General features: G+C 33.6%; 13 protein-coding genes. 8 read left to right on the forward strand and 5 right to left on the reverse strand.

Features of this window, described 5'->3' with window-relative positions; genetic code table 11:
- Window positions 1-38 precede the first annotated feature (38 nt).
- Complete coding sequence (locus QE431_RS00590) at window positions 39-3,215, forward strand: efflux RND transporter permease subunit (RefSeq protein WP_057115758.1); 3,177 nt, start codon at window positions 39-41, stop codon at window positions 3,213-3,215.
- 261 nt (window positions 3,216-3,476) lie between these two features.
- Window positions 3,477-4,727 carry a TCR/Tet family MFS transporter gene (locus QE431_RS00595; protein ID WP_307291636.1) on the forward strand — a complete coding sequence of 417 codons (1,251 nt, stop codon included), beginning with the start codon at window positions 3,477-3,479 and terminating at the stop codon, window positions 4,725-4,727.
- An 84-nt stretch (window positions 4,728-4,811) separates the two neighbouring features.
- Here QE431_RS00595 and QE431_RS00600 read toward each other — a convergent pair whose 3' ends face one another.
- The 5 genes from QE431_RS00600 to QE431_RS00620 form a co-directional block, all read right to left on the reverse strand.
- Window positions 4,812-5,249, reverse strand: a complete 438-nt coding sequence (locus QE431_RS00600; RefSeq protein WP_057115763.1) for a retropepsin-like aspartic protease — start codon at window positions 5,247-5,249, stop codon at window positions 4,812-4,814.
- Window positions 5,185-7,860, reverse strand: coding sequence for a CHAT domain-containing protein (locus tag QE431_RS00605; protein WP_307291638.1), 2,676 nt, complete (start codon window positions 7,858-7,860; stop codon window positions 5,185-5,187). Before QE431_RS00605 ends, QE431_RS00600 begins: the two co-directional genes overlap by 65 nt.
- A gap of 119 nt (window positions 7,861-7,979) precedes the next feature.
- Window positions 7,980-9,932, reverse strand: a complete 1,953-nt coding sequence (locus tag QE431_RS00610; RefSeq protein WP_281867160.1) for a PKD domain-containing protein — start codon at window positions 9,930-9,932, stop codon at window positions 7,980-7,982.
- Window positions 9,933-10,043: 111 nt separating this feature from the next.
- Window positions 10,044-11,027, reverse strand: a complete 984-nt coding sequence (locus tag QE431_RS00615) for a hypothetical protein (RefSeq protein WP_307291641.1) — start codon at window positions 11,025-11,027, stop codon at window positions 10,044-10,046.
- A gap of 182 nt (window positions 11,028-11,209) precedes the next feature.
- On the reverse strand, window positions 11,210-11,509 hold the full coding sequence (locus QE431_RS00620; RefSeq protein WP_057115994.1) for a hypothetical protein: 300 nt from the start codon (window positions 11,507-11,509) through the stop codon (window positions 11,210-11,212).
- A 129-nt stretch (window positions 11,510-11,638) separates the two neighbouring features.
- Here QE431_RS00620 and QE431_RS00625 point away from each other — a divergent pair, with 129 nt between their 5' ends.
- From QE431_RS00625 to QE431_RS00650, 6 genes are all read left to right on the forward strand, one after another.
- Window positions 11,639-12,223, forward strand: coding sequence for an RNA polymerase sigma factor (locus QE431_RS00625; RefSeq protein ID WP_281867162.1), 585 nt, complete (start codon window positions 11,639-11,641; stop codon window positions 12,221-12,223).
- 2 nt (window positions 12,224-12,225) lie between these two features.
- Window positions 12,226-12,951 (forward strand): tetratricopeptide repeat protein, encoded by a 726-nt coding sequence (locus QE431_RS00630; RefSeq protein WP_307291644.1) that lies wholly within the window; start codon window positions 12,226-12,228, stop codon window positions 12,949-12,951.
- A 150-nt stretch (window positions 12,952-13,101) separates the two neighbouring features.
- Window positions 13,102-14,766 carry a S41 family peptidase gene (locus QE431_RS00635; protein ID WP_307291647.1) on the forward strand — a complete coding sequence of 555 codons (1,665 nt, stop codon included), beginning with the start codon at window positions 13,102-13,104 and terminating at the stop codon, window positions 14,764-14,766.
- Between the two features lie 236 nt (window positions 14,767-15,002).
- Entirely contained in the window at window positions 15,003-15,782 is a 780-nt protein-coding gene (locus QE431_RS00640; RefSeq protein WP_307291648.1) for a TatD family hydrolase, read from the forward strand.
- Window positions 15,783-15,846: 64 nt separating this feature from the next.
- Window positions 15,847-16,983 carry a 1-acyl-sn-glycerol-3-phosphate acyltransferase gene (locus QE431_RS00645; protein ID WP_057115783.1) on the forward strand — a complete coding sequence of 379 codons (1,137 nt, stop codon included), beginning with the start codon at window positions 15,847-15,849 and terminating at the stop codon, window positions 16,981-16,983.
- The gene (locus QE431_RS00650; RefSeq protein WP_281867167.1) at window positions 16,973-18,001 is read left to right on the forward strand and encodes an asparaginase; all 1,029 of its coding nucleotides are present in this window, start codon (window positions 16,973-16,975) and stop codon (window positions 17,999-18,001) included. The genes QE431_RS00645 and QE431_RS00650 overlap by 11 nt, the downstream gene beginning before the upstream one ends.
- The last annotated feature ends 85 nt before the right edge of the window (window positions 18,002-18,086 follow it).

Genomic DNA, 18,086 nt, shown 5'->3' on the forward strand with positions numbered 1-18,086 from the left:
AGCCTACAGCGTATAGCCTACAGCAAAAAACAACATATATGAAATTAGCCGAAATATCCATAAAACGTCCGTCGTTAGTAATTGTATTGTTTACAATTCTGATTCTTGGTGGATTGTTCAGTTACAGCCAATTAGGCTACGAGCTGATCCCAAAATTCGAAACCAATGTTATTACGGTTTCAACTGTTTATCCGGGTGCTTCTCCAAGTGAGGTTGAAAATACCGTAACAAAGAAAATTGAGGACGCGATTGCATCTTTGGAAAATATCAAAAAAATTGACTCGAAATCTTATGAGAGTTTATCTGTAGTGTCAATTACATTGCTTTCTACTGCAAATGTTGATATTTCGATGAATGATGCGCAGCGAAAAATTAATGCGATTTTGAGTGATTTACCAGATGATGCTGATCCGCCGTCGTTAACCAAATTCTCTTTGAGTGATTTACCAATTATGACGCTTGGTGCGAATGGTAAAATGGACGAAGCTGCTTTTTATGATTTGATTGATAAAAAGATTGCTCCAGTTTTATCTCGTGTGCAAGGTGTTGCCCAGGTAAACATTATTGGTGGGCAGGAACGTGAGATTCAGGTAAATCTTGATGCTGTTAAAATGCAGGGTTACGGACTTTCTGTTCCTCAAGTACAGCAGACAATTTTAACTTCGAATCTGGATTTCCCTACAGGTAACATCCAAACTCGTAACCAAAAAATATTAATTCGTTTAGCGGGTAAATATAAAAATGTTGATGAATTAAGAAATTTAGTAGTTTCTTCACAAAACGGAATTCAAGTTCGTTTAGGAGATATTGCTGATGTTCAGGATACACAAAAAATCGCGGAAAAAATTGCGCGTGTTGATCAAAAAAGTGCAATTGTACTTCAAATTGTAAAACAATCAGATGCAAATGCCGTTGCGGTAAGTGAGCAGTTGGTTAAAACAATCAAAACCTTAGAGAGCGATTACAAATCAGCTCAATTGAAGTTAGATGTCGCAAAAGACAGTACTATATTTACACTTGAAGCAGCAGATTCTGTTGTACACGATTTATTAATTGCGGTTATTCTGGTAGCATTTGTAATGTTGTTCTTCTTGCACAGTATTAGAAACTCATTGATTGTAATGGTATCTATTCCTGCCTCTTTGATCGCTACATTTATTGGAATCTATTTATTAGGTTATACCCTTAACTTAATGAGTTTACTTGGTTTATCTCTTGTTGTTGGTATTCTTGTGGATGACGCCATCGTGGTATTGGAGAATATTTACCGACACATGGAGATGGGTAAAAGCCGAATTCGTGCGTCTTACGACGGAACTGCCGAAATTGGCGGTACAGTAACCTCGATTACATTAGTAATTGTGGTGGTGTTCTTGCCAATCGCAATGAGTACAGGATTGGTATCAAACATTATTACGCAATTCTGTGTTACGGTAATTATATCTACAATGTTCTCATTGTTGGCTTCATTTACTATTATTCCGTGGTTATCTTCACGTTTTGGAAAATTAGAGCATATTGAAGGTAAAAATCTTTTCGGTAAAGTTATCCTTGGATTTGAAAGCTACTTAACTCGTTTTACTAACTGGGTATCAAACTTACTAAACTGGTGTTTAGATCATTATGTTAAAACAATTGTAATTGTATTAGTAATGTTCTTTGGTTCTATCTTCTGGTTAATGGGAGGTGGATATATTGGAGGAGAGTTCTTCGCATCATCTGATAGTGGTGAATTCTTAGTACAAATCGAGATGCCAAAAGATGCTTCGTTAGAGCAGACTAACTTTATGACGCAAAAAGCAGAAGCTTTCTTAAAAGGAGAGAAGTATGTTTTTAGTCAAATTACAACTGTAGGACAAACCAGTGAAGGTTTAGGAGCTGCTCAGGCAACTGCTTACAAAGCTGAGATCGATGTTAAAATGATCGAGCAAAAAGATCGTACAGATGATGCAAACGTTTATGCTGCTAAAACAAAACGTAAGCTGGAGAAAATCTTAGTTGGAGCTAAAGTAAAAACAGTTCCTGTAGGTATCTTAGGTACTGCTGAGGATGCAACTTTAGGTTTGATCGTTACAGGTCCAAACGTAGAAAGTGCCATGAAATTTGCAAAATTAGCTGAAGCTGAATTACGTACAATTCCTGGAACAACTGAGATCAAATTAACAGTTGAAGACGGAAACCCAGAGATTAACGTTCAGGTTGATAGAGATAAAATGGCTGCTTTAGGACTTACACTTCAAACGGTAGGTTTAACAATGCAGACAGCTTACAGCGGTAATACTGACGGTAAATTTAGAGCAGGTGAATACGAATACGACATCAATATCAAATACAACGAATTTGATAGAAAAAACATTACCGATGTTAGTAATTTGATTTTTATAAACAACGCAGGTCAGCAAATAAAATTAAATCAGTTTGCTACAATTACAGAAGGCTCTGGACCAAGTAAATTAGAGCGTAGAGATAAAACAGCTTCTGTAACCGTACAAGGTCAGAACGTTGGGGTGCCAGCCGGAACAATTGTAACACAATGGCAGGAAAAATTAGATAAATTACAAAAACCAACAGGTGTTAACTACATCTGGGGTGGTGACCAAGAAAACCAATCAGAAGGTTTTGGTACATTAGGAATCGCATTATTAGCGGCTATTATTTTGGTTTACCTTGTAATGGTTGGTTTATATGATAGTTTCGTTCACCCGTTTGTTGTATTGTTTGCAATTCCGCTTTCATTTATTGGAGTATTATTTGCACTGGCATTAACAAACAACACATTAAATATCTTTACAATCTTAGGGGTCATCATGTTGATTGGTCTGGTGTGTAAGAATGCGATCATGCTTGTCGATTATACCAATCAGCGAAGAGCTGCTGGAGAATCGATCAGAACAGCATTAATCCAAGCAAACCACGCACGTTTACGTCCGATCTTGATGACAACAATTGCGATGGTATTTGGTATGTTCCCAATTGCATTAGCCTCTGGAGCTGGAGCAGAATGGAAAAACGGATTAGCTTGGGTAATTATTGGAGGTTTGATTTCTTCATTATTCCTAACGTTAATTGTAGTTCCTGTAATCTATGATATCATGGAGAAAATCATTAGAAAATTCTCTAAAGGAGAAAAAATCGATTACGAAGCTGAAATGGTTGCCGATTACGAGCATACAGAATTAAGCGAAGACGGTTTTAATCCGAAACATACTCATTAATAGTTTTGATTTTCAATAGAAATTCCAAAGTCCGAAATTGGAATTTCCCCATTAAAATCCCAAGTTCCTTCAATTAGGAATTTGGGATTTTTTTGATTCTTGAAAAATATAGAGATAATTTTAAATCATTCAATAATGAAATTCAAGTTCATTCAAATTGGAATTTGGAATTTTAGTATTGGAATTTTAACCTTGAGATTTGGAATTTTTCTATTGTTAATTTAAAAATATGTTTATTTGCATCACCTTACTAAACTTACTATGCTACAAAAAGATAAATCTGCAGCAATTGGTTTTATTTTCATAACCATGTTAATTGATATTACAGGATGGGGAATTATAATTCCTGTAATTCCAAAATTGATTGAAGAATTGATTCATGGAGATATCAGCGAAGCCGCAAAAATTGGCGGCTGGTTAACTTTCGCGTATGCGATCACACAATTTGTTTTTGCTCCAGTAATTGGAAACTTAAGTGATAAATTCGGAAGAAGACCAATTATATTAATTTCACTTTTCGGATTTTCTTTAGATTATATTTTACTGGCTTTTTCGCCTACAATTATCTGGCTTTTTATAGGAAGAATTATTGCAGGAATTACGGGCGCCAGTATTACAACTGCTTCCGCATATATTGCAGATGTCAGTACGGCAGAAAACAGAGCTAAAAACTTTGGATTGATTGGTGCCGCTTTTGGACTAGGATTTATTATTGGTCCCGTTATTGGCGGATTATTAGGACAATACGGATCAAGAGTTCCTTTCTACGCAGCAGCAGTTTTGTGTATGGTCAATTTTCTTTACGGATTTTTCATTTTACCAGAATCACTTAAAAAAGAAAACCGCAGACCTTTTGACTGGAAACGTGCTAATCCTGTTGGAGCTATTTTAGGTTTAAGAAAACATCCAACTTTAATTGGCTTAATAGCAGCTATATTTTTATTATACGTTGGTTCTCATGCCGTACAAAGTAATTGGAGTTTTTTCACCATTTATCAGTTCAATTGGGATGAACGAATGATCGGAATTTCATTAGGAATAATTGGTCTTTTAGTTGGAGTTGTGCAAGGTGGATTGGTTCGTTTTATCAACCCGAGAATAGGAAACGAAAAAAGTATTTACATTGGTTTGGCGTTATATACAATTGGAATGCTGTTGTTTGCTTTTGCAACAGAAAGCTGGATGATGTTCGTATTTTTAATTCCATATTGTCTTGGCGGAATTGCTGGTCCAGCTCTACAATCTGTTGTGGCGAGTAAAGTTGCGCCAAGCGAACAAGGAGGAATTCAAGGAACTTTGACCAGTTTAATGAGCGCGTCTTCAATCATTGGTCCCCCTATGATGGCGAATACCTTTTATTTTTTTACACATAGTGATGCACCTTTTAAATTTGCCGGAGCGCCATTTATTTTGGGTGGAGCTTTAATGCTACTAAGTACAGTTGTAGCTTATTTTTCGTTGAAAAAACATGCTGTTCCCAAAATAGAAATTGATAATCAAGAAACAATATAAAACTAAAAAAGTCTTCATTCTAATGGAGACTTTTTTATTTGGAATTTGGAATTTGGAATTTGGAATTTGGAATTTGGAATTTTTCTATTTAAGGTACAAATAATGGTTAAAATAATCAATTATAGCTTTTCCTTCCAATAAAACATCGGCACCAATAATACCATGAACAGGTTTAGCTTTAAAAGATTCTAGAGCTTCGTTTACATGAGAAAGATCAAAAATAACAATACTGAAATCCTTGTTTTTCCAAGATCCTAACTGCAATTTATTTTGAGACGAAATCTGCGTTTTCATGCCGCTTCCGCCTGCTCCAGATGCTTTTGTTTTTGAATTTTTTGCAGCCAATTCAAAAAGTTCAATACTTTCAAAACCCACGCAGGTATTAGATGCGCCGGTATCTAAAATGAAATTGCCAGAAACACCATTAATTTTGGCTTTTATCTGTAAATGCTGCGTTTTAGTTATCTTGAATTTTATTTTTTTGTAATTCTCTGTTTTGAGAATTTCGTGAAGATTTTCCATTTCTGTAATGATTGAAAACCAAAAATAAGCCAATTACAGCCAAAAAACTAATGATATAGAAGATATAATTTGTTGGTTTTTCTGCTTCTTCAATAGTTCCATAATACACGAAAGCGCTCCAGTAATAAGGCGATTTTTTCGCATTTGGAATTGATTTATTATTTAAATAATCCAGTTTTGCATTGGTATTCGCTTCAAAATAAGGAACATCTTTTTGAATGTTTTTATAAAAATCCGACATAAAAACCGAAGTCGTAAAATCATTTACTTTCCATAAAGAAAATAATAAATTTTGTGCTCCTGCAAATTGAAAACCTCTAGCAATACTCATTGCGCCCTCTGCTTTATACAATTTACCAATACCGGTTTCGCAGGCACTTAAAACCACTAAATCTGGATTGATATGAAGATTATACAATTCAGAATACAGAATTTCCTGATCGGAAAATTTAATACTTGCAGGAGTTTCAATATCGCCAGAAGATGCATGTGTGCTCAAATGAAGCATGGAATAATGAGAGGCATTGTTTTTAAAATTAGTGAAACTTGCATTTGAATTTTCTAAATATTTTCCGCTAAAATTACTTCGAATGGATTCCATTTCTTTCTTGGAGTAACGAAGTTCAAAAGCCGATTTCTCAAAAACAGGAAAAATTCCTAAAACCATTTTTTTCGAGTTAGAAATTGGTTTTGAGTTGAGGTAAATATTTGCCGACGTATTGTAAGCGATCTTGAAATCGTTCAATAAATAATTCATTTTGCTAAAATTCGTCGTATTTGATTCTCGAGTAATTAAAGCTTCAAAAGGAAGAAAATTTAAGATTCCGTCAGGAACAATAATAAGGTTTTGATTAACATGATTCGTAGGCAATTTCAATACATCATAAGCTATTTTAGCATAATGATTATAACCTGAAATATCATTTGTAATTGCTTCAGGACTATTAAAATAGTTTATGAATTGAACAATTTTTGGAATTGCAATATCAGTAATATTAATATGGTTTAAAGCAATTCGGTTGTTTTGTAAAATGAAGAAATAGAGATTTTCGGATCCCATAAGATAATAAACCATCATCGCTTTATCATTTTCCAATTTCTTAAATAATGCTTTCAAATCACATTTTTCAGGAATGTAATCTGGGTTTTCAGATTGGATTTTTTTTAGTGAAATCATCAATTCATTTTGCTTTTTTATAAATTGATTGATCTTCAAAATATCAGCAGAATCTCCTTTTTGCTGTTCTTTTATAATATTATTATTTAGATTTTGAAGTTTGTATAAAAGTTGTTTTTCTTCTGTCGAAGCATTTTTAATAGTAGAGTGATAACTTTTTAAAATTCCAGCTTTTGTATTTTCAGCCAATTGAAAAGCCTTTTCCAAATATGAAGTTTTGCCTTCTTTTTTAAACAATTCATTACAAATAGAAATGCATTTTTCGGTACGATTTCGAGATCGCAGCTGCATCAGGATTTTAGAATTTTCATAAATCAAACTATTCATCATTAAATCTTCGATATAAAAAGACATATCAAAAGCTATAAGTGCCTTTTTGGGCTGATTTATCCTTAAAATTTCGGCCTGAAGATCGAGCGCATCAACCAAGACTGTTTCTGCATACAATTGATTTTTCGCTGGAAGAACATTTTTTGAATTGTAATTTGGAATCAATGTTTTAAAAACGACAGCAATTTGCTTTGTACTTTCTTCATATTTTTCTTCATCAAAAAGCAGTAAAGCTTTTTCATAATAAAGTTTAGCTAGTTTTCTAGGCTGCTGATTTGCTGTCTGCAAAAATAATTTTTCAGCTTTTTCTAAATAAGATTTTGCAGCATCAAAATTTTGTCTTTGACGATTAAGAGCAGCAAGATTTCGATAAGAATTCGATAAGGTTTCCGATTGATTTTTTTCGGTTTGAAGATATTTTATCGAAGATTCAAATGCTTTCGTAGCGTTTCGATGAGTTTCTGGTCTCATTAAATCTCCTGTAGAATTTAGCAGATAATTATTCCCCAGATTATTCCATAAAATTCCCTTTTGCAAATTGGATAATTTCTCCGTTTTTAAAGTCTTTTCTAAAAGTTCAATAGCCAAAGAAATTTTGCCTGAACTCTGATAAACATTTGATAAATTAAGAATTGCGGCAAACTTTTGTTTTTGTGCTTCAGGATAATTTTTAGAAGAATTTACGATAAAAAAGTATTGTTTTATGGTATTTTCTGCACTGTCATAGTCGCCTAAAACGGTATATAAATTTCCCAAAGGTTTTAAGCAGAACTCAATAATGTCGTAATCGCTTAGTTTATATTTTTGATAGATTTGCCACGCTTTTTCATAACTCGAAATCGCATTTTGAGTCTGCCCAAACTGATTTTCATAATATGCTTTATTGCAGTTTAAAATCACTATGGCCAGTAATTCATCTTTGGTTTTAGGTTTAGCGCTTTTCCAAAAATCACTTTCAATATTTCTTAAATTTTGTAACGCTTCCGCGGATGGATGAGCCGTAAAACCATCAATCGCATTATAAATTTTCTCAGCCTGATTTTGTCCAAAAACATTTAGACTCAGGAAAAGGAAAATAAAACCATATAAGCGATATAAGTTCATATTAAGCTTTTTTTTTATTTCACAGAGATTCGCAAATAGAACTCAGAGAGGCACAAAATACGTTTATTTACTTTGTAAATCTTTGCGAAAAAACTTTGCGTATCTCTGCGGCACAATCTCTAAAACTTCCAAATTCCATAAAACTGAAAATAATTGAAATTCTGTTCAAAATTAATCACATATCGCGCGCCCAAACTCGGACCAATTCTGGCAAAACCAGCTGTAAGATCAAGCAGTAATCCAGTTTTAAAATTGGTAAAAGATTCTTTAGACGAACTCGATTCTGAACGGGTATTAATAATATATTTATCACTGTCGCCTTCAAAAAGATCTATTGTTCGATTGTAATTTTGTTGGGATGAAACATCAAAATTAGCCTGAATTCCAGCCCCGACTCCAAAGTAATTATTAATGTTGTAACGAATTAAAACAGGAACTTCCCAATTGACATTTTTGTTTTCTGTTGAGGTCGTAACACGCTGCAATTGTTTTTGTCCGTTAGGATTCAATACAGTTTCAGTTAGTACAGAAATGTCGCTGTCGTATTTATTTAATGCATTTTCCCACTCAACCTGCCAATAAAAGCGATACGATTTAAAAGGCGAAATTGTAGCGCCAACAAAATAACTGGTCGAATTTTCTAAATCTGGATATAAATTGTAACCCGCTTTGGCACCAATCGAAATTCCAGGCAAAAATCGAGTAGTGGCATAATTGGTAATTATCGGTTCATTCTTGTCAAAAATAATGGCGGTTCTGCTTTTGGTTTTTACTTTATGAAAATCTTCTCCAAACTTCATCGAATATTTTACAAAACCTTTTGTAGAATCTTTTTCGTGCACATTTTTCTGTTCGCTTCCTGGAAGATAAATGTTTTTGAAGGTAAAAATGATTTGTTTCTGTTTGATAATCGTGTCTAGACAGCTTATAGTTGGTTCTTCGCCTTTAGGGCAAATTGGACATTCGGGATACATACTTTCAATCTGAAAAGTTTTCTTGTCAAACATATCAGGAATATCAGTTTCCAAGCGAATTTTTCGAGCGGGACCTTCTCCGTTATTCTGAAAACGGGTTTTAAAATTTACCCTTTTAAAACGCACCAATCTATAATTCATAAACCTTCCGTTAGATCCCATTTTGTTTGGATCGTGAGAAGTTACGATTTCCATTTCCAGATTTTTTACTTTATGGTTTTTATAACTTCGATTCGGAACAAAAATACCTCGCATCGTAACCGTTGCACTCGTGTCCTTAATCATTTCAGGAGTAGTTTTGAAAGTATAAAAAACATTTCGCGTTTCTCCTGGATTAGCATCATCAAATTCTAAAATAGAAACATTATGATATGTTTTATTGGCGTCTAATAACGAGGCATCCAAATCTTCTTCTGTAGTTGTATTTCGGTATTTTTTGGTTTTGAAATTTCCTTCGGCGGAAGCCATAAAATTATTCGAATCGTTAAGATCATCAACCGCAGCAACTAAGTTTTCTTTTATTTCACGTTCGCCTGCATAAGTTCTAAAGTCGCTTAATTCGAAATTGTTGTGTTTGAATTGCTTTTCATTATAAAATAAATAAAGCTTTCCGTTAGAAACATAATTTTCCAGATTTTGATAACTTACTACGACTACCATTTCCTGATCTGGAATAGGATCACAATTCTTAATAATCGCAAACCCATTCTGATCGGCAATCGAAGCGATATCGTTAAAATTCGTATCCGTAATATCATTTACTGCGACTTTTTTCGGGCGGGTTGCAGGAGGTTTCCCGTTGTCATAATTGTTTGTTACAGCAAGTCTTGTGGTGTAATTTCCTTTCTTTTTGTACACATGTTTGGGTTCTGCTTCTTTACTGTAATGTCCGTCGCCAAGTTCCCATAAATAAGAATAACTTGGTTTTGGTGCACCAGCAATCGGAATCAAAGGCGGTGTTTCAGGTTTAAAAATAACCTGATTTCCGTTTTGTGTAAAACCAATATTGGCTCTTCGGGTTATGGTGTCTTTAACTTTTGTTTGTCCAATAGAATAAATGCTGAATAGAATAAAGAAAATAGACAGTTGTGGTTTCATAACTAGACAGTTTTGGGTCTTAAAATCATCAGAATCAATCTTAAAACAGGATTAAATGTAAAAAAAAGTGATGAGCAAATCACCACTTTTTCTTAAAAAAGCATTTGTAAGTTACTGAATGGCATTAATTGCAGCAACCAGCTGAGCTTCGGTACCGACTGTTGTTTCGGCAATGGTAAAAGTGTAAACGTCATTGGCAGCAACGGTTACGGGTTTTATCGCATATCTCCATTGGCCATTGTCTTCAGTCACAAAAATCACATGACAAGCTAATCCAATAGGAATTTGTCCATAATGTTCGCTAAATAAACCTGCAGGAGTAAAAGTATCAAGTTTGGCAAGTGCATTTGTTCCTTCGCCGTCGTAAGAAAGGTAAATGGCACTGTTATTATTATCATAACCATCTGGCGCTTGGGCTAAAATTGTTGTTTTTGGTCTGGGATCGCTGTAAAAACGGTCAACGTTTGTCCATCCAAAGTTTCCGAATGTTACATAATAATTGTTTCCTTCGCCTTGTACGCCGCCTTTTCCTCCAGTTCCGTCAGCGTTTGGTTTAGCTTCTCTCCAAGCCAATTCTCCAGCTTCATCAATAACACCAGTCCACAAAGTCATTAAATTGTCAAAACCGTCAGTTAAAGCTGTTGGAACAATCATATTTAATGAACAAGAAGTTTGAAGTTCTACACCGCCCTGCGTTGCTTTAATAAAGAATTCACCGCCAGAGATTAATAAATTTTTCTTTCCATCAGAAGTAATTCCCATTGTTGGTTTATTGGTAACCAGCATATTTCCTTTGTCAAAGAGTTCGATATATTCAATATCTACTTGTCCAGTTACGGGATTTCCGTTTTTGGTCAAACAATCTCCGTTAATGTAAAGCTTCACACCCTTTGCGGAAGTTAAAGTTACCACTCCATTTCCCGCGGTCATGGTAAAATTTTGAGTATTTCTTTTTACACCTTTTTCATTAATGCTTTTAAACGCTGCCGAAGTTGGAGGTGAAAGTTTAATATCATCTCCGTCGCTGTTATCGCAGCTGGCGAAAGTTGTCATTGCTATTATTAAAAGACCGATTTTTTTAAAATTTGTTTTCATAATTTCTAGTTTTATAAATCTGGCTTGATTGTTTCAAGTGGTTTTCAGATTCTGGTTATTAATTTTATAGTTAAATCAATTCGGGTTTAATTTTGTTACCCTCAGTTTTGAATTATTTTTTAAGCTTATATGGTTATATCAATTGGCTTTAAAATTTGTTACCCATTTATTTGTTTTTTTATTTAGGCAGAAAGGCATTTATCTTCAAATAGATTTCCGTCTTCGTCAACAGCTACGAGAATATCTTTCTTTTGAGAGAAATTTAATATGAGATAAATCCAGACAATTATCCAGAAACCTAAAGTCATACAACTGATAAATAAATGAAGGGAATGATTTATGGCTTTTTTTTCTTTAGATAAAACCACATAAGGCAGTTTCTCATTATGTTCTGTAATTACAAAACCGCTGCGAGTTTTGGCTGCGATTATCTCGTAGAATCGATCTGTGTTTTTTTCGTTTACAAATTGGTAACTTTCCATTTCTTTTAATTTTTTAAAGGTTTTTAAAAGACTTTTGTTTTCATAAATACAATTCATTGCATTATTGTTACCCTTTGTTTTGAAGTTTTATGAGATTCTTTTTTTACATTAGTATTAAAATAGCTTTCTATGGATCAAAATAAAATTCATCCTGACCAAAAATATATCGATGGACTTGCCGCAAATGATTCGGTGGTTATTGAAATGATATATAAAAAGTTCGCTCCAAAAGTAGTTTTGTTTATAACCAACAATTCTGGAGATAAGGATCAGGCGCAGGATGTGATTCAGGAAATTATGATACTGCTTTTTAATCAGGCGAAAGCCAATGCGCTTCAATTGACTTGTCCGTTTGATGCTTACTTTTTCTTATTATGCAAAAGACGCTGGCTCAACGAGCTGAAAAAATCATCGAATAAAGGGGTAACAATTCTAGAAGATGTTTTATCTATCAATGAATCTGCGCATGACTTGATTGCACAAACGGAAGAATTTGACGAAAAACAAAAGCTTTTTGACACCATGTTTCAGAAATTGGGAGAAAAATGCCAAGAAGTTTTAAAACTCAGTTTTACTTTAAAATCAATGGAAGAAGTGGCCGAAAAACTCAATGTAACTTACGGCTATGTTCGGAAAAAGAAATCGTTATGTGTTGGGCAGTTAACGCAATGGATTCAGGAAGCGAAAAATTTTAACTCTTTAAAAAACAAGTAATCATGAACGAAGAACGCTATATCTTATTTGATCAATATCTTCAAGGCGAACTGACCGTTGATGAAAGAGCTAATTTTGAGAAACAATTGACTGAAGATCCAGAATTGGCATCGGCATTGGAGAGTTTCAAAGAAATGCATTTTCAATTGGAAAATAAATTCGGACAAGAGCAGGATCGAGAAATTTTTAAAGAAAACCTAAGCCGAATTTCAGATAAATATTTTAATAAAAATAAAGGAAAAGTAGCTTCCCTTAAACCTTGGTATTACGTCGCGGCAGCGTCGGCAGTTATTTTATTCGGATTGTTTTTCTTTGATTATAACGAGAATCCTTCGTTTGATGATTATAATCATCCAGAAAGCGCTTATTTTACAGAAAGAGGTGTCTCTGAAGAAACTTTAAAACAAGCAGAAGATAATTTTAATGGAAAAAGATATGCAAAAGCAATTCCGCTTTTTGAAGCAATTTTAAAAGAAAATACATCTCCGGAAATTCAATATTTTTATGGTATTTCTTTGGTTGAAGAAAGTCAGTACGATAAAGCAGATACTATTTTTAAAGAATTGCAAGCAGGGAACTCTGCTTACAAAGAAAAAGCAAAATGGAATCTGGCATTATCCAAATTAAAACAAAAAGACTATAAAGCCTGCAAAGAGATTCTTCAGACTATTTCTCAGGATTATGAAGATTATGATGAAGTAGAACAGCTTTTAGATGAGTTGAATTAATTTAAAATAAAAAGCAAATTTGAAAATAAATTAAAAATTTTCCTGCTTTTACGTGAAACCTCAATCGAATTTAGATTTTTAGTTCTAAATTCGATTTTGTTTTTATAAGAATTGCCACCAAAACAACCAAAAACTAACCAACCCAATTCGATGAAAAAAATCACATTGTTTCTTTTTATCATTTTTTCTCAAACCATTTTTAGTGCTGCTAAAATTACAGAAGCCGAAAAGCTTTTTGCCACTTGCAAAGTTTGGGGATTTTTAAAGTATTATCATCCAAAAATTGCTGGAGGAGAAGTTAATTGGGACAATCAATTATTAGAAAAACTGCCAAAAATAGAAAACGCGAAAACAAAAGAAGAGTTTTCATTAATATTGGAAAACTGGATCGACGATCTCGGACCAATAAAAGAAATAGCGCCCATTGCAGTGCCAAAAGATGTAGATTATTTTGATAAAAACTTTGATTTATCTTGGATAAATAGCAATAAGTTACTATCGAAAAAGCTTTCGAAGAAATTGAGATTTATAGAGCAAAATAGATTTCAAGGCGAGCAATTTTACATATACGGAGTAGAAAATGCTGGGAATGTTGGTTTGAGAAATGAAAATCTTAAGCATCCAGATTTTACATATAAGAATTCAAAACTTCGAATGGTATTTATGTATTGGAATTTAGTAGAATATTTTTTTCCTGATAAATATTTAATGGATCAGAAATGGGATATTACTTTAGAAAAAATCATACCAATTGTAATTAAAGCAGATAATCAGGATGATTTTTATGAAGTAATGAGAAAATTGGTATCAAAAATTAATGACAGTCATACGGAGTTTTATGCTTATCTAAATGCAGCAACGCCAAAAATAAGAAACTACTTTCCAGGCAACGGTAAGATCATTGATGATAAACTTATAGTTATAGAAATTTTGGCTGATAGTCTGGCTCAGGCAGATGATATAAAAGTTGGTACCGTAATTACAAAAATAAACGATAAAACAATAAAGGAGCTTATTGCAGAGAATAGAGATTTGATTTGTGCTTCAAATGAACCTAAATATTTAGATAAACTGGCAGAGAAAATTTTAAGAAGTTATACTGATGAGAAAATAAAAATAGAGTTTTTTAAAAACGATAATTATGAGACAAAAACAATGGTTTGGTATAATTATCATGATTCGCACAGAAATGAATTTAAAAAGGGAGCACGAAAAAAGAAGGAAAAATTTAAGCTCTTAGATCATAATATCGGTTATGTTGATATGGGGGTTATTGGCGTTAAAAATATTCCAGATATGATTGAAGCACTAAAAAACACTAAAGCAATTGTTTTTGATATGAGAAATTATCCTAAAGGAACTTTTGAAGCAATAGGAAATTTTTTAAATCCACAAGAAAAGAAATTTGCAATTTACACACATCCAGATTTAAGCTATCCAGGACGATATAAATGGAGCGAAGGAACTTCAATAGGTTTTGATAATAAGGATTATTATAAAGGTAAAGTGGTTCTGTTACTGAATGAAAAAGCACAAAGTCAGGCAGAATGGACTGCGATGTGTTTTCAAACGGCCGTAAATACAACAATTGTTGGAAGTCAGACTTCTGGTGCAGACGGAAATGTTTCAATATTTGATTTCGAAGGATTTAATACACAGTTCTCAGGAATTGGAGTTTATTATCCTGATGGCCGCGAAACCCAAAGAATTGGCATCATTCCTGATATTGAAGTAAAACCAACCATAAAAGGAATTCAGGAAGGAAAAGATGAGGTTTTAGATCGTGCTTTGCTTTTTATTGAAACAGGAAAATAATTAAAATAAATGTCATCTTGAGAGAAGTCGAAGGCTCAATAAGCATTTCGAAAAGAATTGGGGGCTTTTCTTTGCTTACTTCGACTTCGCTCAGTATGACAAAATAAAAGATTAAAATCAGCAGACCTTTGTCAAAGCTCACAACTTGACAAAGGTCTTCGTGTTTCTATACAAATTCTACAAAATTGCTATTCTTTTAATATTGTCGTAATTTTGACAGCTTTAAAATTATACCCTTGAATTTGAAACCTATAATTACAGATACACACACGCATTTATATTCTGAAGAATTTGATCAGGATCGCGACGAAATGATTCAGCGCGCTATTGATGCCGGCATTACTCGTTTTTTTATTCCGGCAATCGATGCGGCTGCGACGCAGTCTATGTACGATTTAGAGAAAAATTATCCTGAAAATATATTCCTGATGATGGGGCTGCATCCTACTTACGTGAAAGATAATTATCTGGACGAATTAGCACATGTAGAAACTGAATTAGCTAAAAGAAAGTTCTATGCAATTGGTGAAATTGGGATCGATTTGTACTGGGACAACACACATCTTAAAGAACAGCAAATCGCTTTTAAGACGCAAATTCAACTGGCAAAACAATACAAACTTCCAATCGTAATTCATTGTCGAGAAGCTTTTGACGAGATCTTCGAAATCTTAGAAGAAGAAAAATCTGAAGATTTGTTTGGGATTTTTCATTGTTTTTCCGGAACTTTAGTACAAGCACAGCAGGCAATTTCCTATAATATGAAATTAGGAATTGGTGGTGTGGTAACATTCAAGAACGGAAAAATTGATCAGTTTTTAAATCAAATTGATTTAAAACATATTGTTTTGGAGACAGATTCGCCTTATTTAGCGCCAATTCCTTACAGAGGAAAAAGAAATGAAAGCAGCTATTTAGTCAATGTAATTTCTAAACTGGCAGCGTTATATGATGTTTCTGAAGAAGAGATTGCAGCAGTCACAACTCAAAACTCCAAAGACGTTTTTGGGATTTAATATAATCGTTACTTTAATCTAATTTTTTTTTTGTTCTTTTGCCCACTTAAAATCGATAAAAATAATGCAGAAATTTGACGCCATTCGACCGTTTTATGATTCCGAAATAAATGAAGCACTTCATGATGTGGTAAACCATCCGATGATGAAAACCATGATGAACTTTACTTTTCCGGAAGTAGAAGATGAGGTTTGGAAGGATCAATTGAAGAAGACACATTCGATTCGTGATTTTCAATGCAACTTTATTTATAATACGATACAAAAGGTTTTAGAAAAAAGTTCTGAAGGACTTACAACTTCGGGTTTTGAGAAACTGGAAAAAAACACTTCTTATTTGTTTATCTCAAATCACAGAGATATTCTTTTAGATACAACATTATTAAATGTCTGCCTTTTCGAACATGGTTTGGTCATGACGGCATCGGCAATTGGAGATAATCTGGTTAAAAAAGCTTTCTTAGCTACTTTGGCAAAACTGAATAGAAACTTTTTAGTTTTAAGAGGATTAACACCTCGTGAAATGCTTCAAAGTTCAAAATTATTAGCCGAATATATCGGACAATTGCTGCTTCGCGAAAATCGTTCGGTTTGGATTGCCCAAAGAGAAGGAAGAACTAAAGATGGAAACGACGAAACCAATCCAGGAGTTTTAAAAATGATCGGAATGGGTTCTGATGAAGAAAACTTGATGGATTATTTTAAGAAATTAAAAATCGTTCCAGTTTCGATCTCTTATGAATACGACCCAACAGATGTTTTGAAAATGCCGCAATTAATGGCAGAAGCAAATAACGAAGTTTACGTTAAAGATAAAAACGAAGATTTCATGACCATTTTAAGCGGTATCATGGGAACTAAAAAGAGAATCCATATTTCTGTTGGAGATGTTTTAGACAAAGAAATCGATCAGATTGTGGCTGAAAATGACAATGTTAACAAGCAAGTTCAGGCTTTGGCACAAACTATTGATGATGTTGTTTTGAAAAACTACCAATTATGGCCGACCAATTTTATTGCATACGATATTTTAAACGAAACCGATAAATTTGCTCACAAGTACAAAGAGAGCGAAAAATCGCTTTTTGAGCGTCGTTTAGAAATGCGTATCGGAAGCGATAATCCTGTTACCAGACAAGGATTTTTGGCAATGTATGCCAATCCTGTTGTCAATAAATTAAAATACCAAGATGTCATCTAAAGCAAAAATATTATTGATTTATACCGGAGGAACAATCGGTATGAGCAAAGACTTTGAAACAGGGGCACTTAAAGCCTTCAATTTTGGTAAATTAATACAAAAGATTCCAGAAATTAAGCAGTTGGACTGTGAAATCGAATCTATTTCATTCGAACACCCAATTGATTCTTCTAATATGAATCCCGAAATGTGGACAAAAATTGCCACAATTATCGAGGAAAATTACGCTGCTTATGACGGATTCGTGGTGCTTCACGGATCAGATACAATGTCATATTCGGCTTCTGCATTGAGTTTTATGCTCGAGAATTTAACTAAACCGGTTGTGTTTACAGGTTCTCAGCTTCCTATTGGAGATTTACGTACTGATGCAAAAGAAAACCTGATTACAGCGATTCAGATTGCTTCACTTCAAGAAAACGGAAAACCAGTTATTACCGAAGTCTGCTTGTATTTTGAATACAAATTGTACCGCGGCAACCGAACTTCTAAAGTAAATGCAGAACATTTTAGAGCTTTTACAGCACCAAATTATCCTGAATTAGTAGAATCTGGTGTTCACTTAAAACTAAACAGACATTTATTTCTTCCTATAAATAAAAACGCCGATTTGATCGTTCACAAAAATCTGAATAATCATGTAGCGATAATCAAAATGTTTCCAGGAATGAGCGAAGTAGTTTTGGCTTCAATTCTTGCTATTCCAGATTTAAGAGGAATTGTTTTAGAAACCTACGGCTCAGGAAATGCTCCGACAGAAGATTGGTTTTTAAATTTAATTGAGAAAGCAATTCAATCAGGATTGCATATTGTAAATGTTACGCAATGCTCTGGCGGAAGCGTAAACATGGGACAATACGAAACCAGTACAGCCTTAAAATCTCTTGGAGTTATTTCAGGAAAAGACATTACTACCGAAGCAGCAATTACAAAATTAATGTATCTGCTTGGTCATAATATTCCACAAAACGAATTTAAAGATATTTTTGAAACTGCTTTGCGCGGGGAAATATCGTAAAATTAAATTACAATATTTAAAATCCCAAATTCCAAAATCTAAAGTTGGAATTTGGGATTTTTTTTATTTAAAATTTCGTTTAACC

Source organism: Flavobacterium sp. SORGH_AS_0622 (assembly GCF_030818825.1).
Classification (GTDB): Bacteria; Bacteroidota; Bacteroidia; order Flavobacteriales; family Flavobacteriaceae; genus Flavobacterium.

Bases quoted from the DNA above. Each gene is read 5' to 3' on its own strand.
- QE431_RS00590 (WP_057115758.1), top strand. From the start codon at position 39: ATGAAATTAGCCGAAATATCCATAAAACGTCCGTCGTTAGTAATTGTA.
- QE431_RS00595 (WP_307291636.1), top strand. From the start codon at position 3,477: ATGCTACAAAAAGATAAATCTGCAGCAATTGGTTTTATTTTCATAACC.
- QE431_RS00600 (WP_057115763.1), bottom strand. From the start codon at position 5,249: ATGGAAAATCTTCACGAAATTCTCAAAACAGAGAATTACAAAAAAATA.
- QE431_RS00605 (WP_307291638.1), bottom strand. From the start codon at position 7,860: ATGAACTTATATCGCTTATATGGTTTTATTTTCCTTTTCCTGAGTCTA.
- QE431_RS00610 (WP_281867160.1), bottom strand. From the start codon at position 9,932: ATGAAACCACAACTGTCTATTTTCTTTATTCTATTCAGCATTTATTCT.
- QE431_RS00615 (WP_307291641.1), bottom strand. From the start codon at position 11,027: ATGAAAACAAATTTTAAAAAAATCGGTCTTTTAATAATAGCAATGACA.
- QE431_RS00620 (WP_057115994.1), bottom strand. From the start codon at position 11,509: ATGGAAAGTTACCAATTTGTAAACGAAAAAAACACAGATCGATTCTAC.
- QE431_RS00625 (WP_281867162.1), top strand. From the start codon at position 11,639: ATGGATCAAAATAAAATTCATCCTGACCAAAAATATATCGATGGACTT.
- QE431_RS00630 (WP_307291644.1), top strand. From the start codon at position 12,226: ATGAACGAAGAACGCTATATCTTATTTGATCAATATCTTCAAGGCGAA.
- QE431_RS00635 (WP_307291647.1), top strand. From the start codon at position 13,102: ATGAAAAAAATCACATTGTTTCTTTTTATCATTTTTTCTCAAACCATT.
- QE431_RS00645 (WP_057115783.1), top strand. From the start codon at position 15,847: ATGCAGAAATTTGACGCCATTCGACCGTTTTATGATTCCGAAATAAAT.
- QE431_RS00650 (WP_281867167.1), top strand. From the start codon at position 16,973: ATGTCATCTAAAGCAAAAATATTATTGATTTATACCGGAGGAACAATC.